At 36.1% G+C, this 18,636-nt stretch carries 20 protein-coding genes; 12 read left to right on the top strand and 8 right to left on the bottom strand.

Annotated features, from left to right (window positions below; translation table 11 throughout):
• Nucleotides 1-29: 29 nt before the first annotated feature.
• From coaD to ACFJGY_RS13995, 3 genes are all read right to left on the bottom strand, one after another.
• Nucleotides 30-497: a pantetheine-phosphate adenylyltransferase gene (gene coaD, locus ACFJGY_RS14005; RefSeq protein WP_379964959.1), complete on the bottom strand. Its 468-nt coding sequence runs from the start codon at nucleotides 495-497 to the stop codon at nucleotides 30-32.
• Nucleotides 498-549: 52 nt separating this feature from the next.
• A complete protein-coding gene (locus ACFJGY_RS14000) occupies nucleotides 550-1,533 on the bottom strand; it encodes a D-alanine--D-alanine ligase (protein ID WP_379964957.1) in 984 nt (327 codons plus the stop codon).
• A gap of 193 nt (nucleotides 1,534-1,726) precedes the next feature.
• Nucleotides 1,727-2,092 (bottom strand): diacylglycerol kinase, encoded by a 366-nt coding sequence (locus tag ACFJGY_RS13995; protein ID WP_379964955.1) that lies wholly within the window; start codon nucleotides 2,090-2,092, stop codon nucleotides 1,727-1,729.
• A gap of 115 nt (nucleotides 2,093-2,207) precedes the next feature.
• On the opposite strand from ACFJGY_RS13995, the gene dnaN reads away from it, so the two are divergent.
• The 7 genes from dnaN (at nucleotide 2,208) to ACFJGY_RS13960 (ending at nucleotide 10,711) form a co-directional block, all read left to right on the top strand.
• Nucleotides 2,208-3,338, top strand: coding sequence for a DNA polymerase III subunit beta (gene dnaN / locus ACFJGY_RS13990; RefSeq protein ID WP_379964953.1), 1,131 nt, complete (start codon nucleotides 2,208-2,210; stop codon nucleotides 3,336-3,338).
• A gap of 370 nt (nucleotides 3,339-3,708) precedes the next feature.
• Nucleotides 3,709-6,108 (top strand): phenylalanine--tRNA ligase subunit beta, encoded by a 2,400-nt coding sequence (pheT, locus tag ACFJGY_RS13985; protein ID WP_379964951.1) that lies wholly within the window; start codon nucleotides 3,709-3,711, stop codon nucleotides 6,106-6,108.
• 73 nt (nucleotides 6,109-6,181) lie between these two features.
• Entirely contained in the window at nucleotides 6,182-7,432 is a 1,251-nt protein-coding gene (locus tag ACFJGY_RS13980) for a YCF48-related protein (RefSeq protein WP_379964949.1), read from the top strand.
• Nucleotides 7,433-7,600: 168 nt separating this feature from the next.
• Complete coding sequence (locus ACFJGY_RS13975; protein WP_379964947.1) at nucleotides 7,601-8,287, top strand: hypothetical protein; 687 nt, start codon at nucleotides 7,601-7,603, stop codon at nucleotides 8,285-8,287.
• Between the two features lie 83 nt (nucleotides 8,288-8,370).
• Nucleotides 8,371-9,729: an oxygen-independent coproporphyrinogen III oxidase gene (gene hemN / locus ACFJGY_RS13970; protein ID WP_379964945.1), complete on the top strand. Its 1,359-nt coding sequence runs from the start codon at nucleotides 8,371-8,373 to the stop codon at nucleotides 9,727-9,729.
• A 258-nt stretch (nucleotides 9,730-9,987) separates the two neighbouring features.
• Nucleotides 9,988-10,449 (top strand): alpha/beta hydrolase family protein, encoded by a 462-nt coding sequence (locus ACFJGY_RS13965; protein ID WP_379964943.1) that lies wholly within the window; start codon nucleotides 9,988-9,990, stop codon nucleotides 10,447-10,449.
• Nucleotides 10,397-10,711 carry an alpha/beta hydrolase family protein gene (locus tag ACFJGY_RS13960; protein ID WP_379964941.1) on the top strand — a complete coding sequence of 105 codons (315 nt, stop codon included), beginning with the start codon at nucleotides 10,397-10,399 and terminating at the stop codon, nucleotides 10,709-10,711. Before ACFJGY_RS13965 ends, ACFJGY_RS13960 begins: the two co-directional genes overlap by 53 nt.
• Nucleotides 10,712-10,714: 3 nt before the next feature.
• Here the strand turns inward: ACFJGY_RS13960 and ACFJGY_RS13955 are convergent, their stop codons facing one another.
• Complete coding sequence (locus ACFJGY_RS13955) at nucleotides 10,715-11,182, bottom strand: hypothetical protein (RefSeq protein WP_379964939.1); 468 nt, start codon at nucleotides 11,180-11,182, stop codon at nucleotides 10,715-10,717.
• Nucleotides 11,183-11,266: 84 nt separating this feature from the next.
• Here ACFJGY_RS13955 and ACFJGY_RS13950 point away from each other — a divergent pair, with 84 nt between their 5' ends.
• Together ACFJGY_RS13950 and ACFJGY_RS13945 are read left to right on the top strand one after the other, a co-directional pair.
• Nucleotides 11,267-11,710 (top strand): 6-pyruvoyl tetrahydropterin synthase family protein, encoded by a 444-nt coding sequence (locus ACFJGY_RS13950; protein WP_379964937.1) that lies wholly within the window; start codon nucleotides 11,267-11,269, stop codon nucleotides 11,708-11,710.
• Between the two features lie 73 nt (nucleotides 11,711-11,783).
• Entirely contained in the window at nucleotides 11,784-12,431 is a 648-nt protein-coding gene (locus tag ACFJGY_RS13945) for a porin family protein (protein ID WP_379964935.1), read from the top strand.
• A gap of 45 nt (nucleotides 12,432-12,476) precedes the next feature.
• Here ACFJGY_RS13945 and ACFJGY_RS13940 read toward each other — a convergent pair whose 3' ends face one another.
• On the bottom strand, nucleotides 12,477-13,673 hold the full coding sequence (locus ACFJGY_RS13940) for an exo-beta-N-acetylmuramidase NamZ domain-containing protein (protein ID WP_379964933.1): 1,197 nt from the start codon (nucleotides 13,671-13,673) through the stop codon (nucleotides 12,477-12,479).
• Between the two features lie 4 nt (nucleotides 13,674-13,677).
• Between ACFJGY_RS13940 and ACFJGY_RS13935 the strand changes: the two genes are divergently transcribed.
• The 3 genes from ACFJGY_RS13935 to ACFJGY_RS13925 are packed head-to-tail and all read left to right on the top strand — an operon-like array spanning nucleotide 13,678 to nucleotide 16,552.
• On the top strand, nucleotides 13,678-14,907 hold the full coding sequence (locus tag ACFJGY_RS13935) for an ABC transporter permease (RefSeq protein WP_379964931.1): 1,230 nt from the start codon (nucleotides 13,678-13,680) through the stop codon (nucleotides 14,905-14,907).
• A 23-nt stretch (nucleotides 14,908-14,930) separates the two neighbouring features.
• Nucleotides 14,931-15,536: a hypothetical protein gene (locus tag ACFJGY_RS13930; protein WP_379964929.1), complete on the top strand. Its 606-nt coding sequence runs from the start codon at nucleotides 14,931-14,933 to the stop codon at nucleotides 15,534-15,536.
• A gap of 32 nt (nucleotides 15,537-15,568) precedes the next feature.
• Nucleotides 15,569-16,552 (top strand): PLP-dependent cysteine synthase family protein, encoded by a 984-nt coding sequence (locus ACFJGY_RS13925; RefSeq protein WP_379964927.1) that lies wholly within the window; start codon nucleotides 15,569-15,571, stop codon nucleotides 16,550-16,552.
• Nucleotides 16,553-16,724: 172 nt separating this feature from the next.
• Here the strand turns inward: ACFJGY_RS13925 and ACFJGY_RS13920 are convergent, their stop codons facing one another.
• From ACFJGY_RS13920 to ACFJGY_RS13910, 3 genes are read right to left on the bottom strand one after another with little or no spacing between them, the layout of a single operon-like run.
• On the bottom strand, nucleotides 16,725-16,904 hold the full coding sequence (locus tag ACFJGY_RS13920; RefSeq protein ID WP_379964925.1) for a hypothetical protein: 180 nt from the start codon (nucleotides 16,902-16,904) through the stop codon (nucleotides 16,725-16,727).
• A 44-nt stretch (nucleotides 16,905-16,948) separates the two neighbouring features.
• The gene (locus ACFJGY_RS13915) at nucleotides 16,949-17,611 is read right to left on the bottom strand and encodes a hypothetical protein (RefSeq protein ID WP_379964923.1); all 663 of its coding nucleotides are present in this window, start codon (nucleotides 17,609-17,611) and stop codon (nucleotides 16,949-16,951) included.
• Nucleotides 17,612-17,645: 34 nt separating this feature from the next.
• Nucleotides 17,646-18,488, bottom strand: coding sequence for an isoaspartyl peptidase/L-asparaginase (locus tag ACFJGY_RS13910; RefSeq protein WP_379964921.1), 843 nt, complete (start codon nucleotides 18,486-18,488; stop codon nucleotides 17,646-17,648).
• Nucleotides 18,489-18,636: the final 148 nt, after the last annotated feature.

The following is an 18,636-nucleotide window of genomic DNA, read 5'->3' as shown; positions in this document are numbered from 1 at the left end:
TACATCAGGCTTTATCCTTGTGAATGACTCTATTTCTCAACCCTCACCGCATCTGGAACCATAATCTCGTAGTTTCCGCCATAAGAAATAATTTCTCTTACAATGCTACTGCTGATATAGGATTTTCCGGAAGAGGTCAGGAGGAAGATGGTTTCAATAGTATTGTCTCTGGTTAGTGCTCTGTTGGTCTGGGCAATTGACTTTTCAAATTCAAAATCGGCAGGATTTCGTAAGCCTCTCAGAATGAAATTGACATCTTTACTTTTACAATAATCAATCGTCAATCCCTCAAAATCATCAACTTCTACATTGGGGAATTTTTCAAAAGTTTTTCTGATGAATTCCTTGCGTTGCTCCAGAGAGAACATATATTTTTTCTGAGAATTCTTTCCGATGGCGATGATGATCTTGTCAAAAAGCGGAACTGCACGTTCAACAATATCATAATGTCCAAGTGTGATAGGATCGAAAGATCCTGGGAAAACAGCAATTTTCATTTATTTCTGATTTAAAAAATTAGCCAAAGACTTTTCTCTGGCTAATTTATAATTATTTATTTAATGCTTTTTCAACTTCGTTTCCACAAAGGTCTTTGATGGAAATTCCGTAGATCTTCGCCTGTTGCGGAAGAATACTTGCCGGCGAAAATCCTGGATTCGTATTCATTTCCAAAAGATATGGGATTCCGTCCACGATGATGAATTCTGAACGGGAAAATCCACTCATTCCCAAAGATTTATAAGCTTTGATTGAGATCTCTTCCACCTTTTTTTTGGTTTCCTCATCAATTCTTGCAGGTGTAATTTCCTGAGAAGCACCTTCATATTTCGCTTCGTAATCAAAGAATTCTTTGTCTGGAATGATTTCCGTAATTCCCAAAACAATGACTTCGCCTTTGTAATCCAAAACGCCAACAGAAACTTCAGTTCCGTTCAAAGCACTTTCGATAAGGATCTCGTCATCTTCTTTATAGGCAACTTCTAGTGCAGTTTTCAGTTCGCTTTTTTCTTTAACCTTAGAAATTCCGAGTGAAGAACCACTTTGATTTGGTTTTACAAAAAGCGGTAATCCAAGTTCTTCTACAATCTTGTCATCAGAAATATCTTCACCTTTTCTCAGATAAATGCTTTTCGCAGAAGGAATTCCGTATTTCGAAAGAACAGCTAAAGTGTCTTTTTTATTGAATGTCAATGCACTTTGATAAAAATCACAGCCAGTATATTTTTGTCCAACAGCGTCCCAATAAGCTTGCAGAATTCCGTTCTCACCAGGCGTTCCGTGGATGGTGTTGAAACAAGCATCGAATTTTAAACTTTCTCCATTTCCAAGATCGGCAGAAAAATCAGCTTTGTTGATTGGTTTTTTATTGTCGTTTTCATCTAAAAAATACCATTTGTCTTTTAAGATGACAACCTTGTGTACATTATAAATTTCACGATCCAACGAATCAAAAATCAATTGTCCGCTTTTCAACGAAACTTTGTATTCATCAGAATATCCGCCCATTACGACGGCGATGTTTTTTTTGCTCATTCCAGAATTATATTGAAAACAAATGTAAAAATTTTATGTAAAAATATATGATTAAATCTTTCAAATTTTAGATAATGAAAATCACATAATTAATGACTTGAAAATCTTTGATGAGTTTTACGCCTTTGTGAACCTTAGAAACGGTTAGTAGTTAAAAAATCTTAGCGGACTTTGCGTTCAAAATAAATGATTATTAATAAATAAACAACCTCAAATAAGGCCAATAAACCAATACGCCAACACAAATTGCAGAAATTGTCGCCAGCAAAACAGCCCCGCCAGCCAAATCTTTAATGATTCCAATTCTCAAATCAAATTCCGGCTGGATATAATCGCAGATCTTCTCAACACAAGTATTTAAAGCTTCTGTGATCAAAACAAAAAATGAAACCAGAATAATCAAAGCCGTTTCAAAATTTGAAAGTCCCAAATAGACAATCAAAAAAAGATTAATAATCAATCCCAAAATATGGATTTGGAAGTTTCGTTCGTTCCTCAAAATCCACAGAATACCACGGATTGTGAATTGAATGCTTTTATGAAATGGCGGTTTTTTCATAGTAATAATATCAACAAAGATAGATAAAACTCAAAATTGTTAATAACTAAATAAATACAGTTTTTAAAATAGCATCAAAATCATTATCTTTGTGGAATTGAAATAAATACAGTTTATGAGATTTATTGTTGCCAGTGGCGATTTGCAAAAAGCTTTACAGACAGTTAGCGGCGTGATTTCCGGTTCACAGTCCAGACCAATTTTGGAGAATTTTCTTTTCGAGTTAGATCAGAATTTGTTGACTGTTACCGCATCAGACGGTGAAACGACTTTAATTACTTCTCTTGAAGTGAAGTCAGATGACAAAGGAAAATTAGCAGTTCCCGGAAAGATCTTTCAGGATTTCTTGAAAACTTATGGTGAGCAACCTTTGACTTTAGCCGTGAAAGATTCCGAAGACGGGAATGGAAGCGTTCTTGAGATTTTGGATGAGAAAGATAACTTTGCAGTCGCGCTTGATAATGCAGATGATTATCCGGAATTGCCGGAGTTCGATGCGTCTCAAAAAGTAACCATTTCTGGTGGCGTTTTGGCAGAAGCTTTGGCGAATACTTTGTTTGCAACGAGTAATGATTCTCTTCGTCCGGTAATGACAGGGGTTTTATTTCAATTTAAAGAAGATGAGACCAATTTTGTTTCCACAGATTCTCACAGATTGGTGGTTTACAAAAGAACAGATGTCACGCATCCTGAGACTTTGGAATTCATTATGCCGAAAAAACCATTGGCGATTTTCAAAAATATCCTGAACAACTCAACAGAAGATGTTTTGATCGAGTTCAGTGATAATATGGCGAAGTTCACTTTTGGAAACAACACTTGGATCTGTCGTTTGATTGATGGTAAATATCCAAATTACAATGCTGTAATTCCGAAAGAAAATCCAAATGTCTTGACTATCAACAGAGGACTGCTTTTGAGTTCTATCAGAAGAGCGTCCATTATGTCAAACAAATCTACCAATCAGGTCAGATTTAAATTGTCCGGAAACGTGCTTCACCTTCACGCAGAAGATACAGAATACGCAAACAAGGCAGATATGCAGATTCCTTGCGACTACAATGGTGATGATATCAACATCGGTTTCAGTTCAAAATTTCTGACAGAGATGTTATCCGTTTTGGCTTCTGACGATGTCACGATGAAAATGTCTCAGCCGAACAGACCAGGAATCGTAGAGCCGGTTGACGGACTGGAGGAAAACGAAAGTATCCTGATGCTGTCGATGCCAGTAATTGGACTTTAAAATCATCATCGATTAGTGATAATTGATTATCAATTAAAATAAAAATAAGTTTGAGATTTGATGATTCAAGTCTCAAATTTTGTTTAATAAATATTTTGAGCAGTTTTTGCGCCGTAGTTTATCCTGAGCTTGTCGAAGGATTTCCAATCTTTTTTGCCAAAGCTTTTCCAGCCGCAAAAAAGGATTTCCACTCAACCTAACGGAAGTGGTTTATCGACTCAACTAAAAAATAGAAAAGATGAGATAAGTCGGGCTGCAACAATGCAACGTGTAAAAATCTTATTTAAGTTTACGGCTTTGTGAACTTATAAACAGTATTAATTAATCATTTCTTTGTGCACTTTGTGTTCAAAAAAATCAAATTTAAAAAATGAAAATTTCGAATAATTGGCTTAAGGATTATATCACAACTGAACTTTCTACTGAGAAAATCAGTGCATATCTTACAGACATCGGTCTGGAAGTAGAAGGTGTGGATAAATTCGAAAGCGTAAAAGGCAGTCTGGAAGGAATTGTGGTTAGTAAAGTTTTGACCTGCGAAAAACATCCGAATGCTGATAAACTGAACAAAACAACAGTTGATGTCGGTGGCGGAAAAGTTTTGGAGATCGTTTGTGGTGCGCCAAATGTTGCTGCCGGACAAACCGTTCCCGTTGCAATTGTAGGGACAAAAATCTATGCAAAAGACGGAACTTCTTTCGATATCAAAAAAGCAAAGATTCGCGGCGAAGTTTCCGAAGGTATGATCTGCGCAGAAGACGAATTAGGATTGAGCGACGATCACGGCGGAATTATGGTTTTGGATTCAGAGAAATTCGAAGTTGGAAAAAACTTCGCTGACTATTTTGAATTGACGAATGATGAGGTTTACGAGATCGGATTGACGCCAAACAGAACCGACGCCATGTCACATTATGGTGTTGCCAGAGATTTGCAGGCTTTCTTGGTTTCCAATAATCTGAAATCAGAATTCACGAAAATAGAATCTAAAGTTTTGAATATCGAAGGTTCTCACAAATTCAAATTACAAATTGAAAATTCTGAACTAACGCCAAGATATCTTGGTGCAGTGATAGAAAATGTTGAAGTGAAAGCTTCTCCGGACTGGTTGAAAGCAAGACTTAAAGCCATTGGTCTTTCACCTATCAACAACATTGTAGATATTACCAATTACATTCTTCACGGCCTTGGACAACCGCTTCACGCTTTTGACGCAGACAAAATTGCAGATAAAACTGTGAAAGTCGGAACCGTAAAAGAAGGAACAAAATTCAAAACTTTGGATGGCGTCGAAAGAACTCTTAACGGTTCCGAGATCATCATCAAAGACGGAAAAGACAATCCACTTTGTATTGCCGGAGTTTTTGGTGGCAGCGAAAGTGGTGTTTCTGCAACTACAAAAACTATTTTCCTGGAAAGTGCTTATTTCAATCCTGTTGCGATTAGAAAAGCATCTAAGTTCCACGGTTTAAATACCGATGCATCTTTCCGTTTCGAAAGAGGCGTGGATCCAAACAATGCAAGAACCGCTTTGACGCACGCAATTAATCTGATTGAGGAATTGGCTGGTGGAAAATTGGTTGGTGAGATTCTGGAAAGTTATCCTGAAAAAATTAAAGACCATTATGTGGTTTTCAGATATTCGAAATTGGATCAGATTCTCGGAACAAAAATCCACAGAGAAAAGATCAAAGAGATATTAAAATCTCTTGAGATCACAATTCTTAATGAGATCCAAAACGGATTAGAATTATCAATTCCAGTTTACAGAGCCGATGTTACGAGAGAAATCGACGTTATCGAGGAAGTGTTGAGAATTTATGGTTACAATAAAATTGAGGCTCCTAAGAAAATTTCCTTCACGCCTGTAAAACTTGATTTTGAAGATCAGGATGCTTTAGAAAATGCCTGGGCAAGGACTTTGCAAGGAAACGGCTTCAACGAGGTTATGAATAATTCGTTGACCTCAGTAAAAGACGAAACCAATGCTGTGAAATTACTAAATCCACTGAGCAACGATCTGGCATTTATGAGAAAGTCTTTGCTGGAAGGACTTTTAGGAAATGCGATTTACAACATCAACAGAAAATCCGCCGATATCAAGTTTTTCGAGTTAGGGAAAATTTATCATAAAAAAGAATCTTACGAAGAAAGAAAACAATTAGCGATTTTAACAACCGGAAGAGAAGTTGCAGAAAACTGGCTTCAGCCAAAAAGCGCGACAGACTTCTATCATTTGAAAGCTTATGTGAAAATTCTTCTTGAAAAATTAAACCTCGATCTTCACGAATCCGCTTTGGAAGACGATCGTTTCTCCGACGCTTTGGAAATCAAGGCTGAAGGGAAAACGCTTGCAAGATTAGGGAAAGTTTCCCCACAATTGTTAAAGGATTTCGATATCAGCCAGGAAGTATTCTACGCAGAGATCGAATTGGAAAATTGCCAGTCTTTCAGAAGCAAAGAAAATCTGAAATTTGTTGATATTCCGAAATTCAACAAGATCAGAAGAGACTTAGCATTATTAGTTGACCAGACGATTTCCTATTCAGAATTGTACGAATTAGCGAAGAAAAACAAATCACCTTTCCTCAAAAAAATCAATCTTTTCGATGTTTACGAAGGTAAAAACCTTCCGGAAGGCAAAAAATCCTATGCGATGAGTTTCGAACTTCTGAACGAAGAAAAAACACTGGAAGACAAAGACATTACAGAAGTAATGAACTCACTTATTAAATCGTTTGAAAAAGAACTGAAAGCAGAGTTGAGGTAATGATTTTTAGAATTATATAAAATTAAATCGGGAAAATTCTCCCGATTTTTTATTTTTAAGAAAAATTAAAACCATGAAAAAACTATTACTATCCCTTTTACTTATTGTAGGTTTGACTTCTGCCCAAACCTATAACTGGAAATTATTGGCATCGCCACCTTCAACAACCGGAAGATACGACGATGTATTTTTCCTTAATGAAAATCTCGGCTGGGCTGCACGAGGCGGAAACGGAACTGTTTTCAAAACAACAAATGGCGGATCAACCTGGACAGAACAATTCGTAAGTTCTGCCACAGGACAATATTTTAGAAATATAGAATTCCTGAACGAGAATATTGGCTTCCTCGGAACACTCAATAATAATTTTTATAAAACCACAAATGGAGGTACAACATGGACAAAAGTCAGTTTAATTCCTTCTCTGCCAGCAATCTGCGGACTAGACACGGTTGGAACATCTACAATTTATGGCTGTGGTGCCTGGTTTTCTCCAGCTTATGTCATCAAATCTACAGATTCCGGAAACACCTGGAAATTTATCAATATGTCTGCTTATGCAACAGCACTTGTAGAAGTATTATTCATAGATGAGAATGTTGGTTTTGTTTCAGGAAGTGATGATCAGGGTGGCGTTATTCTGAAAACTACCAATGGCGGAGAAACCTGGACACAGATCTACAGAACCAATGAACCCGGCGATTACGTCTGGAAAATGCAGCTTTTTGCAGATCACAACACAATGTTCTGTTCCATAGAATCCGAAACGCAGGGAAAATTATTAAAAACTTTTGACGGCGGAATTACCTGGCAGACAAGGGATTTCCCGGATCCTTATGTGCAGGCGGTTGGCTTTGTGTCAGAAACCCACGGCTGGATGGGTGGCCATAATACAGAATTTTACGAAACATTTGATGGCGGAAATACCTGGAACAATATGAGCCTTGGCGGATCTCTCAACCGCATCTTCTTTGTGAACGATAATCTTGCCTATGCATCTGGCAATCATATTTATAAAATGACTACCACAGCAATGGCAACCAGCGAAACAGAAAATGAAAAGGTTGTAAATCTGAAAGTCGAAATCGCTCCAAATCCTGTAAAAGATAAGCTGAATCTCAATATTCATTATCTGCATTCCGATCACATCATCATCGGATTGTATGACCTGAACGGGAAATTTATCGGCAATATTCTTAAAGATGACATCGGCAGCAAAGGCTTGAAGAACTATTCCCTTGATTTTAAATTCCCGGTTGGCGAGTATATTTTAGCCATCCAATCCAATCTTGGAAGACAGTCGGTTAAGATTGTAAAGAAATAATTTTCAAGTTACATTAAAAATAGACCTTTCCAAATTCACACTTTGAAAGGTTTTTTTATGCAGTTCCTATATTATCGAAATTTTTCAGGAGCTTAATCCCGCTATCCACTATATCTTTTTTGTCATTACGAAGACGTAAAGTCATCACTAGAAATTTCCAGACCCGCAATGCCAAAAAAGGATGCCGTTCCTATCGGGGCTATGGGATTTGTCTTCAATCGAATTTTGTCGAAACTCAACTTAAGGATTATAACAGACAAAATTAGTTATCAAATTTCCACAATCATCGGAAAGCTCCGTAGGTGCGAAATGTTTGTAGGAAAGAAATTATCACAATTGTTAGAGCTCCGTAGGAACGGCTTTAAGATTTACAACGAAAAATTATTTTATCAAATTTCCACAATCATTGGAAAGCTTCGTAGGAGCGAAATGTTTGTAGGAAAGAAATTATCACAATTGTTAGAGCTCCTTAGGAACGGCTTTAAGATTTACAACGAAAAATTATTTTATCAAATTTCCACAATCATTGGAAAGCTTCGTAGGAGCGAAATGTTTGTAGGAAAGAAATTATCACAATTGTTAGAGCTCCTTAGGAACGGCTTTAAGATTTACAACGAAAAATTATTTTATCAAATTTCCACAATCATTGGAAAGCTTCGTAGGAGCGAAATGTTTGTAGGAAAGAAATTATCACAATTGTTAGAGCTCCTTAGGAACGGCTTTAAGATTTACAACGAAAAATTATTTTATCAAATTTCCACAATCATTGGAAAGCTTCGTAGGAGCGAAATGTTTGTAGGAAATAAATCCACACAATTTTATAGCTCCGTAGGAGCGACACATTTCCAATCCTAATCAAATATTAATATAGAAACTACCAATTAAAATCATCCGTTATTCAAATTCATTCCAAACTCAATTTTTGTAACTTTGCAACAATGAATTCTTTAGTTGACAAATACAATATTCCGGGTCCGCGTTACACGTCCTATCCAACCGTTCCTTATTGGAATGAAGCCGGTTTTACTGCAGATCTTTGGAAAAAATCGGTTATAAAATCTTTCTCAGAAAGCAATTCTGAAGAAGGAATTTCCATTTATATTCACTTGCCTTTTTGCGAAGCACTTTGTACATTTTGCGCCTGTCACAAACGGATCACGAAGCAACATTCTGTAGAAATTCCTTATCTGGAAAGCGTATTGAAAGAATGGAAATTATATCTGAAATTGTTCGATCAAAAACCAATTCTAAAAGAACTTCACCTTGGAGGAGGAACACCAACTTTCTTTTCTCCGGAAAACTTAAGAAAACTTTTACAAGGTATTTTCGATACGGTAGAAATTGCCGAAGATCAGGAATTCAGTTTTGAAGGCCATCCGAATAATACAACTCGGGAACATCTTCAGACTTTATTTGATTTAGGTTTTAACAGAGTCAGTTTTGGTGTTCAGGATTATGACCCAAAAGTTCAGAAAGCGATCAACAGAATTCAACCTTTCGAAAATGTGAAAAATGTTACCGAATGGGCAAGAGAAATTGGGTACAAAGGTGTGAGCCACGATCTTGTTTTCGGTTTACCTCATCAATCCTGGGAAGCCATGGAATTCACGATTAGAAAAACTTTGGAATTGAAACCAGATCGATTAGCATTCTATTCTTACGCTCACGTTCCGTGGGTAAAAGGTGTCGGACAGCGTGGTTTTGATGAAAATGATCTGCCAAGCGGCGATGAAAAACGAAAACTTTACGAAGACGGTAAAAAATTATTGGAAGATCTTGGTTATATAGAAATCGGAATGGATCACTTTTCATTGGAACACGACGATCTTTATCAATCTCAGATTCAGAAAAAACTGCATCGTAATTTTATGGGCTACACTTCCAGCAAAACACAGCTGATGGTTGGTTTGGGAATGTCTGCGATCTCAGATTCGTGGTATGCATTTGCACAAAATGTGAAAACTGTTGAAGAATATCAAAAATTGGTTGAAGCAGGAGAAATCCCTGTTTTCCGAGGTCATATTTTGGATGAAGAAGATCTGAAAATCAGAAAACATATTCTGAATCTGATGTGTCAGCTGGAAACCAGCTGGGATTTGCAAAATACTTTTCCAGAGATCGAAAATTCAATTGAAAAGCTGAAAGAAATGGAATCCGATGGATTGGTGGAAATTTCAGAAAATCAAATAAAAATTACAGAAAAAGGACGTGCTTTCACAAGAAATGTAGCAATGGTTTTTGATCTCAGAATGTTGAGAAACAAACCGGAAACACGCATTTTCTCGATGACGATATAGTTTTTAGACTTTGAGATAATAGAGAAAAGATAATAGATCTTCAAGCAAATTGTCTTTACTTTTTGTTGAGCGAAGCGTCTTTGCGAAACTTAAAATATTTTCAATAAGACTATAAAAAATCTTTGCGGAATTTGCGTTCAAATAAAAGAATCAGAATGGATTTGATCAAACAAAATAATATCGTCTTAAAAAGTGAAAGAGAATTCTTAGCAGATGCTTATTTTCTTGAATCTGAAGAAAGACTTCCGCTTGTAATATTTGTTCACGGCTAAAGGTTACAAAGATTGGGGCGCTTGGGAATTAATGGGAGAGAAGTTTGCAAATGCCGGGTTTTATTTTGTCAAATTCAACTTTTCTCACAACGGAACAACAGTCGAAGATCCTAATAATTTTGAAGATCTGGAAGCTTTTGGGCAAAATAATTATTCCAAAGAATTGGATGGTTTGGAAGTTGTAATCGATCATTTCAAAAGTCAAAAAGAAGTTGATCCTGACAATATAATTTTATTGGGTCACAGCAGAGGCGGCGGAATTTCGATCATTAAAGCTTCGGAAAATAAAAATATTAAAAAGCTGATAACCCTTGCAAGTGTTTCAACTCTTGACAGATTTCCTAAAGATAAATCTTTTGAAAACTGGAAAAAAGATGGTGTTTATTTTGTGGAAAATGCGAGAACCAAACAAAAAATGCCTCATTATTTCCAGTTCTACAGATTTTGAAAATAATAAAGGGAGATTTGATGTGAAAAAAGCTTGTTTAAATTTGAAAATTCCAACTTTATTCATTCACGGTTCCAACGATGAATCTGTAAATATTGACTATTCGGAAAATCTTAATCTTTGGACAAAAAATTCTCAGTTCAGGATCATAGAAAATGCAAATCATACTTTCGGTGCAAAAGAACCTTGGGAAAACGGTTCCTTACCAAAAGAATTAGATGAAGCAGTAGAAGCTTGTATCGATTTTTTTAAAAAAAAGTAAAATTTATTTCTTCTTTTTAAGCAGATTATTATTCTCAATCCAACGTTTGCTATTGTTAATATCTTTCAGATACCAGATATTATTGGCATTCATAATGTAAAGATTATAAACCAAAGGCAAAGCTATTTTTTTCCCTTCCAGAAAATTAGCTCTTACGGAGATTGCGTTTTTCTTGCGGATGTAATCTCCGGTAAATATGTTGGAAAAACTCTGCCCACTGGACTTATCATCAATCAGTTCTATCAGCGTCAAAGTCCCATCAGGATTGAATTCCAGGACGTGACGTTCGGCGTGATCTTCAAAATCCTCCACCATAACGAATTTTTTACCCTTAAGATCATAATCTGTGGCATCTTTCATTTTTTTACCCTTCTCCTCAATTTTTTCAAGGATTTGATTGATGCCGGAAAAGTCCTGAGAATAAAAATAAACGGAAGAAATTAGGCTAAAGAAAACAAATGCTTTTTTCATTTTTATGTGTTTGATTGCAAAAGTAAGCTTTTGTAAAAAAACTATCACTAAAATATTAAAATGATTTTTAATTATCTTTGCAAAATGATAAGGATAACCAAGATTTTCACTTTCGAGACTGCTCATGTGCTTTATAATTATGATGGAAAATGCAAGAATATGCACGGCCATTCTTATAAATTATTTGTAACGGTCAAAGGAAACCCAATCAATAATCTGGATAATCCAAAAAACGGAATGGTCGTAGATTTTGGTGATATCAAGAAAATCGTAAAAGAAAAAATTATCGATCTTTGGGATCATGCGGTTTTGGTAAATGGCACTTCTCCTCATAAAAGTTTGGGCGAGAGCCTTCAAAACCAAGGTCATAAAGTAATTTTTTGTGACTATCAGCCAACTTGTGAAAATATGCTTTACGATATAGCTTCCAAGATAAAATCAAAATTGCCGGCTGAAGTTCAATTAGCTTATCTCAAGCTTCATGAAACCGAAAATTCTTACGGGGAATGGTTGGCTGAAGAAAATTAATTTATGTTTTACCATAATTTGTTTTGATTTTAGTTAAAATTTTCTTAAAATTGCAAACTAAAATTAATCAACTATGAAAAAACTATTATTAGTGGGTGCAATCGCACTTTGCGGAGCTATGAATGCTCAAGTCAAATTCGGAGTAAAAGCTGGTCTTGCTTTATCTTCATTGAAAGCAGAGGCAGATAATGTATCTGTATCGAGCGATTCTAAAACATCATTTTATGTTGGCGGTTTAGCAGAATATAAAATCACGGATAAATTTGCTTTGCAGGGAGAGTTATTGTATTCACCTCTTGGAGGAAAAGAAACTGAAGAAGAAAACGGAAGTTTGATGGGTTATGATTATTCATATAAATATGAATCAGATTACAAAATCGGAACACTTTTAGTCCCTATTAGTGCCAAGTATTATGTTACAAATGGATTAGCTGTTGGTGCAGGTTTTAATCTTGGATTTATTTTATCCGCAAAAAATAAATATTCTGAAACAGCTGTTGTTGATGGTGACATAGAGAGTTATTCTGAAGAAGAGGATATTAAAAAAGAAGTAAATACTTTCAATTTTTCTCCTTTTGTAAGCGCAGAATATAATCTAAATAATGGATTGTTTTTTGATACGAGATACAATTTTGGTGTTTCAAATATGATCAAAAACCAAGTTGATAATGAAACTTTAAAAATGAGTTTCTTCCAAATAGGTTTAGGATATAAATTTTAATAATCACACTTATTAACATAAAAACCTCGCAATCTGCGAGGTTTTTTAGTTTGGATAGACAACATATTTCTGACTGGTTTTTTCAAAGTTTTCAAGATCTTTTTTCCAGCTTTCTTTGATTTCCTTCTCAGATTTTCCGGCAATTATTTGTTTTCTTAACTCGTCACTTCCGGCAAGTGTATCAAAAAAAAGATTCTTTAGAAAGAAATCCTGCTCCGGATTTTTATAGTCTTTATAAGATTTCAAAAGCCATTCAAGATTGATTTGTCTTAAATCTTTGGAATAATTGCTGAGATTTTCACCAAAACATAATTTACCATTCAGGAAAGGATCTTTTGCTCCGGCTGTCGGTTTTGGCGTGAATTGATAAGTGTAACTTTTCGTCCAAGGACTTCCATAGATCTGAAATGGCAACTCCGTTCCTCTTCCTACTGACACCTGAGTTCCTTCAAAAAAGCAAAGGCTAGGGTAGAGATTAATCGATTTGTCATTTGGAAGATTCGGTGAAGGTTTGTCAGAAACACCATATCGTTTTTGCTTATGATAATTGAGCATCGGAATCAATGTATATTTTGCCTGAATCCCATTTTTCAACCATTTTTCGCCGTTTACCATTTTTCCGTATTCACCAATTGTGAGTCCATAAACGACCGGAACATTGTGCAATCCAACAAAGCTTTTCCATTTGTCGCGCATCATTGGTCCGTCTGTGTAACCATCATGAGGATTTGGTCTGTCTAGAACTATCACTTCAATATTATTTTCAGCCGCCGCTTCCATTATATAAGATAAGGTCGAAATGTAAGTATAAAACCTAACGCCAACATCTTGGATATCAAACAAAATCACATCGGCGCCTTTCAGATATTCTGCTTTCGGTTTTTTATTATCGCCGTAAAGTGAAACGATTGGCAATCCGGTTTTTGTGTCAATACCACTTTTTACGTGTTCACCAGCGTCGGCGGTTCCCCGGAAACCGTGTTCTGGAGCAAAGATGGATTTTATTTTAATGTTATTCTCAACCAGAAAATCGACGAGATGTTTTTTATCTTTGAGAAGACTGGTTTGGTTGGCAGCAACAATCACATTTTTATTCTTCAAAAGCGGAAGATAAAGCTCCGGTCTGTCGGCAGCTGTTGCAAAGCAGTCTTTTTCAGCATTCTGGGATTTAATAAAAGTGATTGAACTAAAATAAATTAGCAGGATAAAAACTAAAGTTTTATTTTTGAGGCTTAAAATCATTGATTTGAATTTTCCGTTATATTTCTCGAAAAAGATAGCGTTTTCCAAAGATAACAAAAATAATCTCTCAAAGGTCATTGTCTATATCGGCAGGCTTTCTGTGGCATTAGGCATTATTGTTTCTTTGATTACAATCTCTACAGGTCTTGGTTCTAAAAGGGCAATTGAAGACAGAATTTCCAATTTCAGCGGAGATATTTCTGTCAAATCCACACGTTCCAACTCTTCTTACAATTCTTCGGTTTTGGAAACAAAAGGTTTGGATATCAATGCTGTGAAGAAGATTCCCGGTGTCGCGGGTTTGCAGTCTTACGCATCAGTCAGCGGAATTTTAAGAACCGAAACCAATTTTGCAGGAATCATTCTGAAAGGTGTTGGAAAAGACTTTGACAAAGCCAGATTCCAGCCGTTTATGATTGCCGGTTCTATCCCGGATTTCAAGGAAGATGGCTATAATAATGAGATTATTTTGTCCGAAAAAATTGCGCACGATCTTTCTTTGAAAACGAATGACAGTATTGTTACTATTTTCTCAAAAGAAGACCAGAAACCGATTTACAGAAAATTTGTTGTTAAAGGAATTTATAAAACCGATATCAAATTGGTTGACGATTTGTACATCATTGGCGACATCAACCACGTCCGAAAAGTGATGAATATGGATGAGAAGCAAGTCGGCGGCTTGGATGTTTTCTTAGACGATACAGATAAAATAGATCAGGTTTTTCCCGAAATCGAAAAATATATCGGCTATAAAAATTACGCTGAAAAAGTAACGGAGAAATATCCGCAGATCCTGGATTGGATCAATATTTTTAATCAGAATATTTCTTTGATTATCACGATTATGCTGTTGGTTGTTGTCATCAATATCGTGATGGTATTATTAATATTAATCATCGAAAGAACCAATTCCATCGGTGTTTTGAAAACAATGGGTGCTTCGAATGCTCAGATAAGATCCATTTTTATCAATTATACATTACTGATTATGATTCCGGGCTTATTGGCAGGAAACGTGATCGGAATAGGATTATTATTGATTCAGAAATATACAGGATTTATAAAGCTGGATCCCGAAAATTACTTTATCAGCACGGTTCCGGTAGATCTCAATCCTGTTTACATTATCGCAGTTTCTGTCGGCATCTTTATTGTTTCGGGAATCGCGATGATTCTTCCAAGTTATTTAATTAGTAAGATCTCACCAGTAAGAGCAATAAAATACAGTTAATTAATAACCTTAAAAAAACAAAAATGATACTTAAAAACCTCAATTATCCGCTTGATTTTAAATTTAAAATAACAACTATTTCCAGTGATTTTAACATTACCGACAAAAATGGAAATTATGTTGCTTATGTTCGTGAAAAAATATTCAAGCTGAAAGACGATGTTATCGTTTATAATAATGAATCGAAATCTCAGGAACTTTTCAGAATAAAAGCAAACCAGTGGATTGATTTCAATGCGTCTTTTTCAATTACAGATCTTGTAAATGGTAAGAATTTTGGAAGACTTGCCAGAAGAGGAATGCGCTCTATCTGGAAATCTCAATATGATATTATTGATGAAAATGATCAGACCAGATACCAGATCAACGAAGATAATGCCTGGATAAAAGTTCTGGATGGGATTGTTGGAGAAATTCCCGTCGTAGGAATGTTCACAGGATATTTTCTAAACCCGACTTACACTGTCAGTGACAAAGCGGGAAAAGAATACTTCCGACTGAAAAAAATGCCTTCATTGATTGGAAGAAGATTCCAGCTCGACAGATTGATTGACATCGATGATGAAGACGAATCTTTGGTTGTTCTAAGCTTGCTGATGATGGTTCTTCTGGAAAGAGCAAGAGGATAAATTCCTTTTGTATTAATTTAAAAAATAGAAATATGAAATATTATAATAACATCGTAGAAACAATTGGCAATACACCATTAGTCAAAATAAACAGGGTTTTGGGAGAAGATTTCCCGGCTTTGGTTTTGGCAAAAGTAGAAACAACCAATCCCGGAAATTCCGTAAAAGACAGAATGGCCCTGAAAATGATCGACGATGCAGAGAAAGACGGACGCCTGAAACCTGGCGGAACCATCATCGAAGGAACTTCCGGAAACACAGGAATGGGTTTGGCATTAGTCGCAATCCAGAGAGGTTACAAATGTATTTTCGTAACCAATTCCAAGCAATCTAAAGAAAAATGTGATATTCTGAGAGCTGTTGGTGCAGAAGTAATTGTTTGCCCAACCGATGTGAAACCTACTGATCCCCGTTCGTATTATTCGGTTTCCAAAAGACTGGCTGCTGAGACGGAAAATGGCTGGTACGTCAATCAATATGACAACCTTTCCAACAGACAGGCGCATTATGAAAGTACAGCTCCCGAAATCTGGGAACAGACAGATGGACAACTGACACATTTCGTTGCTGGTGCAGGAACAGGTGGGACAGTAACCGGTTGCGGAACATTCTTCAAGGAGAAAAATCCGGATATTAAAATCATAGGTGTGGATACTTATGGTTCAATCCTGAAAGAGATCCACGAAACCGGAGAAATTCATTTGAATCACGCCTATACTTATGTCACAGAGGGAATCGGCGAAGATATTCTTCCCGAAAATTATGATATGAGCGTCATCGATCATTTCGAGAAAGTAACGGACAAAGACGGGGCGATCTATGCGAGAAGACTGGCGAAAGAAGAGGGGATTTTCTGCGGTTATTCGGCAGGAAGTGCAATGTCAGCTTTGGTCCAGATGAAAGATCAGTTCACGAAAGATGATATCATCGTAGTTCTCCTTCACGATCACGGAAGCCGTTATGTAGCGAAAATCTATAACGACGACTGGATGAAGGAAATGGGCTGGCTGGATTAATAATTATGAATTGTTAATTATAAAATATAAAAAACCGCCTTGTTGTGAAACGAGGCGGTTTGTTTTTATATCAATATCAGCGGGCTTTAGCCCGTTTTTTAATTCGTTTTACAATTGGCTTTAGCCTAACTATTACTAAATTTTTAAAATGATACCTTTATATAGTATTGATTTATAGTGAATTTGCCTCAACGTAATGAATCAACGGCTCAACGTAATGGATCACTGAGGCTTCGTAATGATACAATGCTTTATCGAAGTGAGTCAACGGACCAACGTAATGACTCATTGGCTTATCGCAGTAAATCAATAAGGCTTTGTAATGGATCACTGCCCAAACAGAATGAATCAACGTGGTGTTGTAATGATTTTTTTTGGTTTTTAGATAAATTGGAACTAATACCTATTTTCTTCAAAAAGTTTGAATTTTAACAATTGAGATTGATCAGGAATTGTTACAAGAATCCAGTAGAAGTCACTTTCTTTGCTGATCACTTCATAAATATATTTATCGCCTTTTCTGCTGAAATTTTTTCTCATATTGTTATTACTCTCAATGAACTCTAATTCAAATTTATTTTTACCTGTCCAATTGTAAAATAGTTTTGAATTTGTTTTGTCAGCAAAAGTTTCTATCCAGTATTTACTGTCGGTTTTTACAGACGTTTTGTCCCCGGAATATTCAAAATAATACAACTCTTTACTGTTTTTTAATTGATCGATCTCTTTCTCTGTAATTGTTATTTTGGGCCTTTGATCGAGTTTTATCCAATTATCACTTTGTTTGTGATCTGATTTTAATAAGTATTCCCGGAAGTATTCGCAACGTTTCTGAAATCTCATATATAGATTGTCAGCTATGCTTTTACGTTTTTTCTCCGGAAATTCACTTAAATAAGGAAGGATATATTTATCATTTAGTATTTGAATTCTCGTAGAGTCACTTAGATTTTCTGATTGTTTCAGATTGGAGCACATCTCATCTGCAATTTTATCAGTTCTGTCGGCGGTTTCATTTTGTGCCGAGAATAAAACTGAAAATATTAGAAAGATTATCAAAAATATATTTTTCAAAATAATGTTATTATTTAAATCACTCAAAAACCTCAAAATCCACCCCATCAAAACTCGCAAAAACCATCGTCGGGTAAGAATCCTGATGGAAAATATTACCTTCACAATCAATCCCGATAGCGCCCGCAAAACCGTCAATTTCTTTCAGTTCTTCAAAGGTTCTGTCGAAGGCATTTTCTATGGTCAATCCGTCAGTTACTCTGGTCACAATCTTTGCTGAGGTTGCATTGCTTACAATATCTTCACCAACGCCGGTACAGCTTACTGCACAGAATTTGTTTGCATAATTTCCGGCTACTGTTGCAGAATCCGAGATTCTTCCCGGGATTTCAAAACCTTTTCCGCCTGTGGAAGTGGCAACGGCCAGTTTTCCATTTTTATCGATCGCAACGGCACCTACAGTCCCTTTTCCGCCGGTTTTCAGTTTTTCTTCATATTCTTTTCTTCGTTGAGGAATTTCGGTTGAGAAATTGTCGAAACCATTTCTAGTGGCGTATTCTTTTGCGCCGTTTCCACCAAGAACGCGGTCATCTTCTTTCATCAATTCTTTGGCAACAAGAATAGGATTTTTCACATCCTGAATATTAATCACACCACTCATTTTCTGCGTTTCACCATTCATAATGGCTGCGCTCATTCGGATAACGCCATCACTTTGGATTTGAGAACCAATGCCGGCATTGTACAACTCATCATCTTCCAAAAGCGAAACCGCATAAGCAACCGTATCAAAAGCCGAATTATTTTGAAGAAACTCGTAAGATTTTTTCGCAATAACTTTCAGGGAATTTTGTTTGGCAACTTTCACTTCGTGGCTTTGATTGCTTTCGGAGAAAAAACCGCCGTGGATTATTATTTTCATTTTATATGGAATTTTAGTTTTTATTGGTCTTCGAGAGCCTCAGACTGACAATCTTGAAGTCTTCGAGAACCTCAGACTGACAGTGTTGAATTGTTCGGGAAATCTCAGGGTATTGAAAGATATAAAACATTACCATTAGAGTTGTTAC

This window comes from Epilithonimonas sp. UC225_85 (assembly GCF_042695135.1).
In the GTDB taxonomy this organism is placed as follows: domain Bacteria; phylum Bacteroidota; class Bacteroidia; order Flavobacteriales; family Weeksellaceae; genus Epilithonimonas.
Note: the sequence above shows the minus strand (reverse complement) of the source record. Positions and strands in the feature narration are given on the sequence as shown.

Excerpts from the sequence above, each read along its gene's own strand:
- ACFJGY_RS13995 (WP_379964955.1), bottom strand. The coding sequence starts at position 2,092 with ATGAAAAAACCGCCATTTCATAAAAGCATTCAATTCACAATCCGTGGT.
- ACFJGY_RS13955 (WP_379964939.1), bottom strand. The coding sequence starts at position 11,182 with ATGAAAAAAGCATTTGTTTTCTTTAGCCTAATTTCTTCCGTTTATTTT.
- hemN (WP_379964945.1), top strand. The coding sequence starts at position 8,371 with ATGAATTCTTTAGTTGACAAATACAATATTCCGGGTCCGCGTTACACG.
- ACFJGY_RS13975 (WP_379964947.1), top strand. The coding sequence starts at position 7,601 with ATGCCAAAAAAGGATGCCGTTCCTATCGGGGCTATGGGATTTGTCTTC.
- pheT (WP_379964951.1), top strand. The coding sequence starts at position 3,709 with ATGAAAATTTCGAATAATTGGCTTAAGGATTATATCACAACTGAACTT.
- ACFJGY_RS13910 (WP_379964921.1), bottom strand. The coding sequence starts at position 18,488 with ATGAAAATAATAATCCACGGCGGTTTTTTCTCCGAAAGCAATCAAAGC.
- ACFJGY_RS13940 (WP_379964933.1), bottom strand. The coding sequence starts at position 13,673 with ATGATTTTAAGCCTCAAAAATAAAACTTTAGTTTTTATCCTGCTAATT.
- coaD (WP_379964959.1), bottom strand. The coding sequence starts at position 497 with ATGAAAATTGCTGTTTTCCCAGGATCTTTCGATCCTATCACACTTGGA.
- ACFJGY_RS13960 (WP_379964941.1), top strand. The coding sequence starts at position 10,397 with ATGCGAGAACCAAACAAAAAATGCCTCATTATTTCCAGTTCTACAGAT.
- ACFJGY_RS13945 (WP_379964935.1), top strand. The coding sequence starts at position 11,784 with ATGAAAAAACTATTATTAGTGGGTGCAATCGCACTTTGCGGAGCTATG.
- ACFJGY_RS13950 (WP_379964937.1), top strand. The coding sequence starts at position 11,267 with ATGATAAGGATAACCAAGATTTTCACTTTCGAGACTGCTCATGTGCTT.
- ACFJGY_RS13930 (WP_379964929.1), top strand. The coding sequence starts at position 14,931 with ATGATACTTAAAAACCTCAATTATCCGCTTGATTTTAAATTTAAAATA.
- dnaN (WP_379964953.1), top strand. The coding sequence starts at position 2,208 with ATGAGATTTATTGTTGCCAGTGGCGATTTGCAAAAAGCTTTACAGACA.
- ACFJGY_RS13925 (WP_379964927.1), top strand. The coding sequence starts at position 15,569 with ATGAAATATTATAATAACATCGTAGAAACAATTGGCAATACACCATTA.
- ACFJGY_RS14000 (WP_379964957.1), bottom strand. The coding sequence starts at position 1,533 with ATGAGCAAAAAAAACATCGCCGTCGTAATGGGCGGATATTCTGATGAA.
- ACFJGY_RS13980 (WP_379964949.1), top strand. The coding sequence starts at position 6,182 with ATGAAAAAACTATTACTATCCCTTTTACTTATTGTAGGTTTGACTTCT.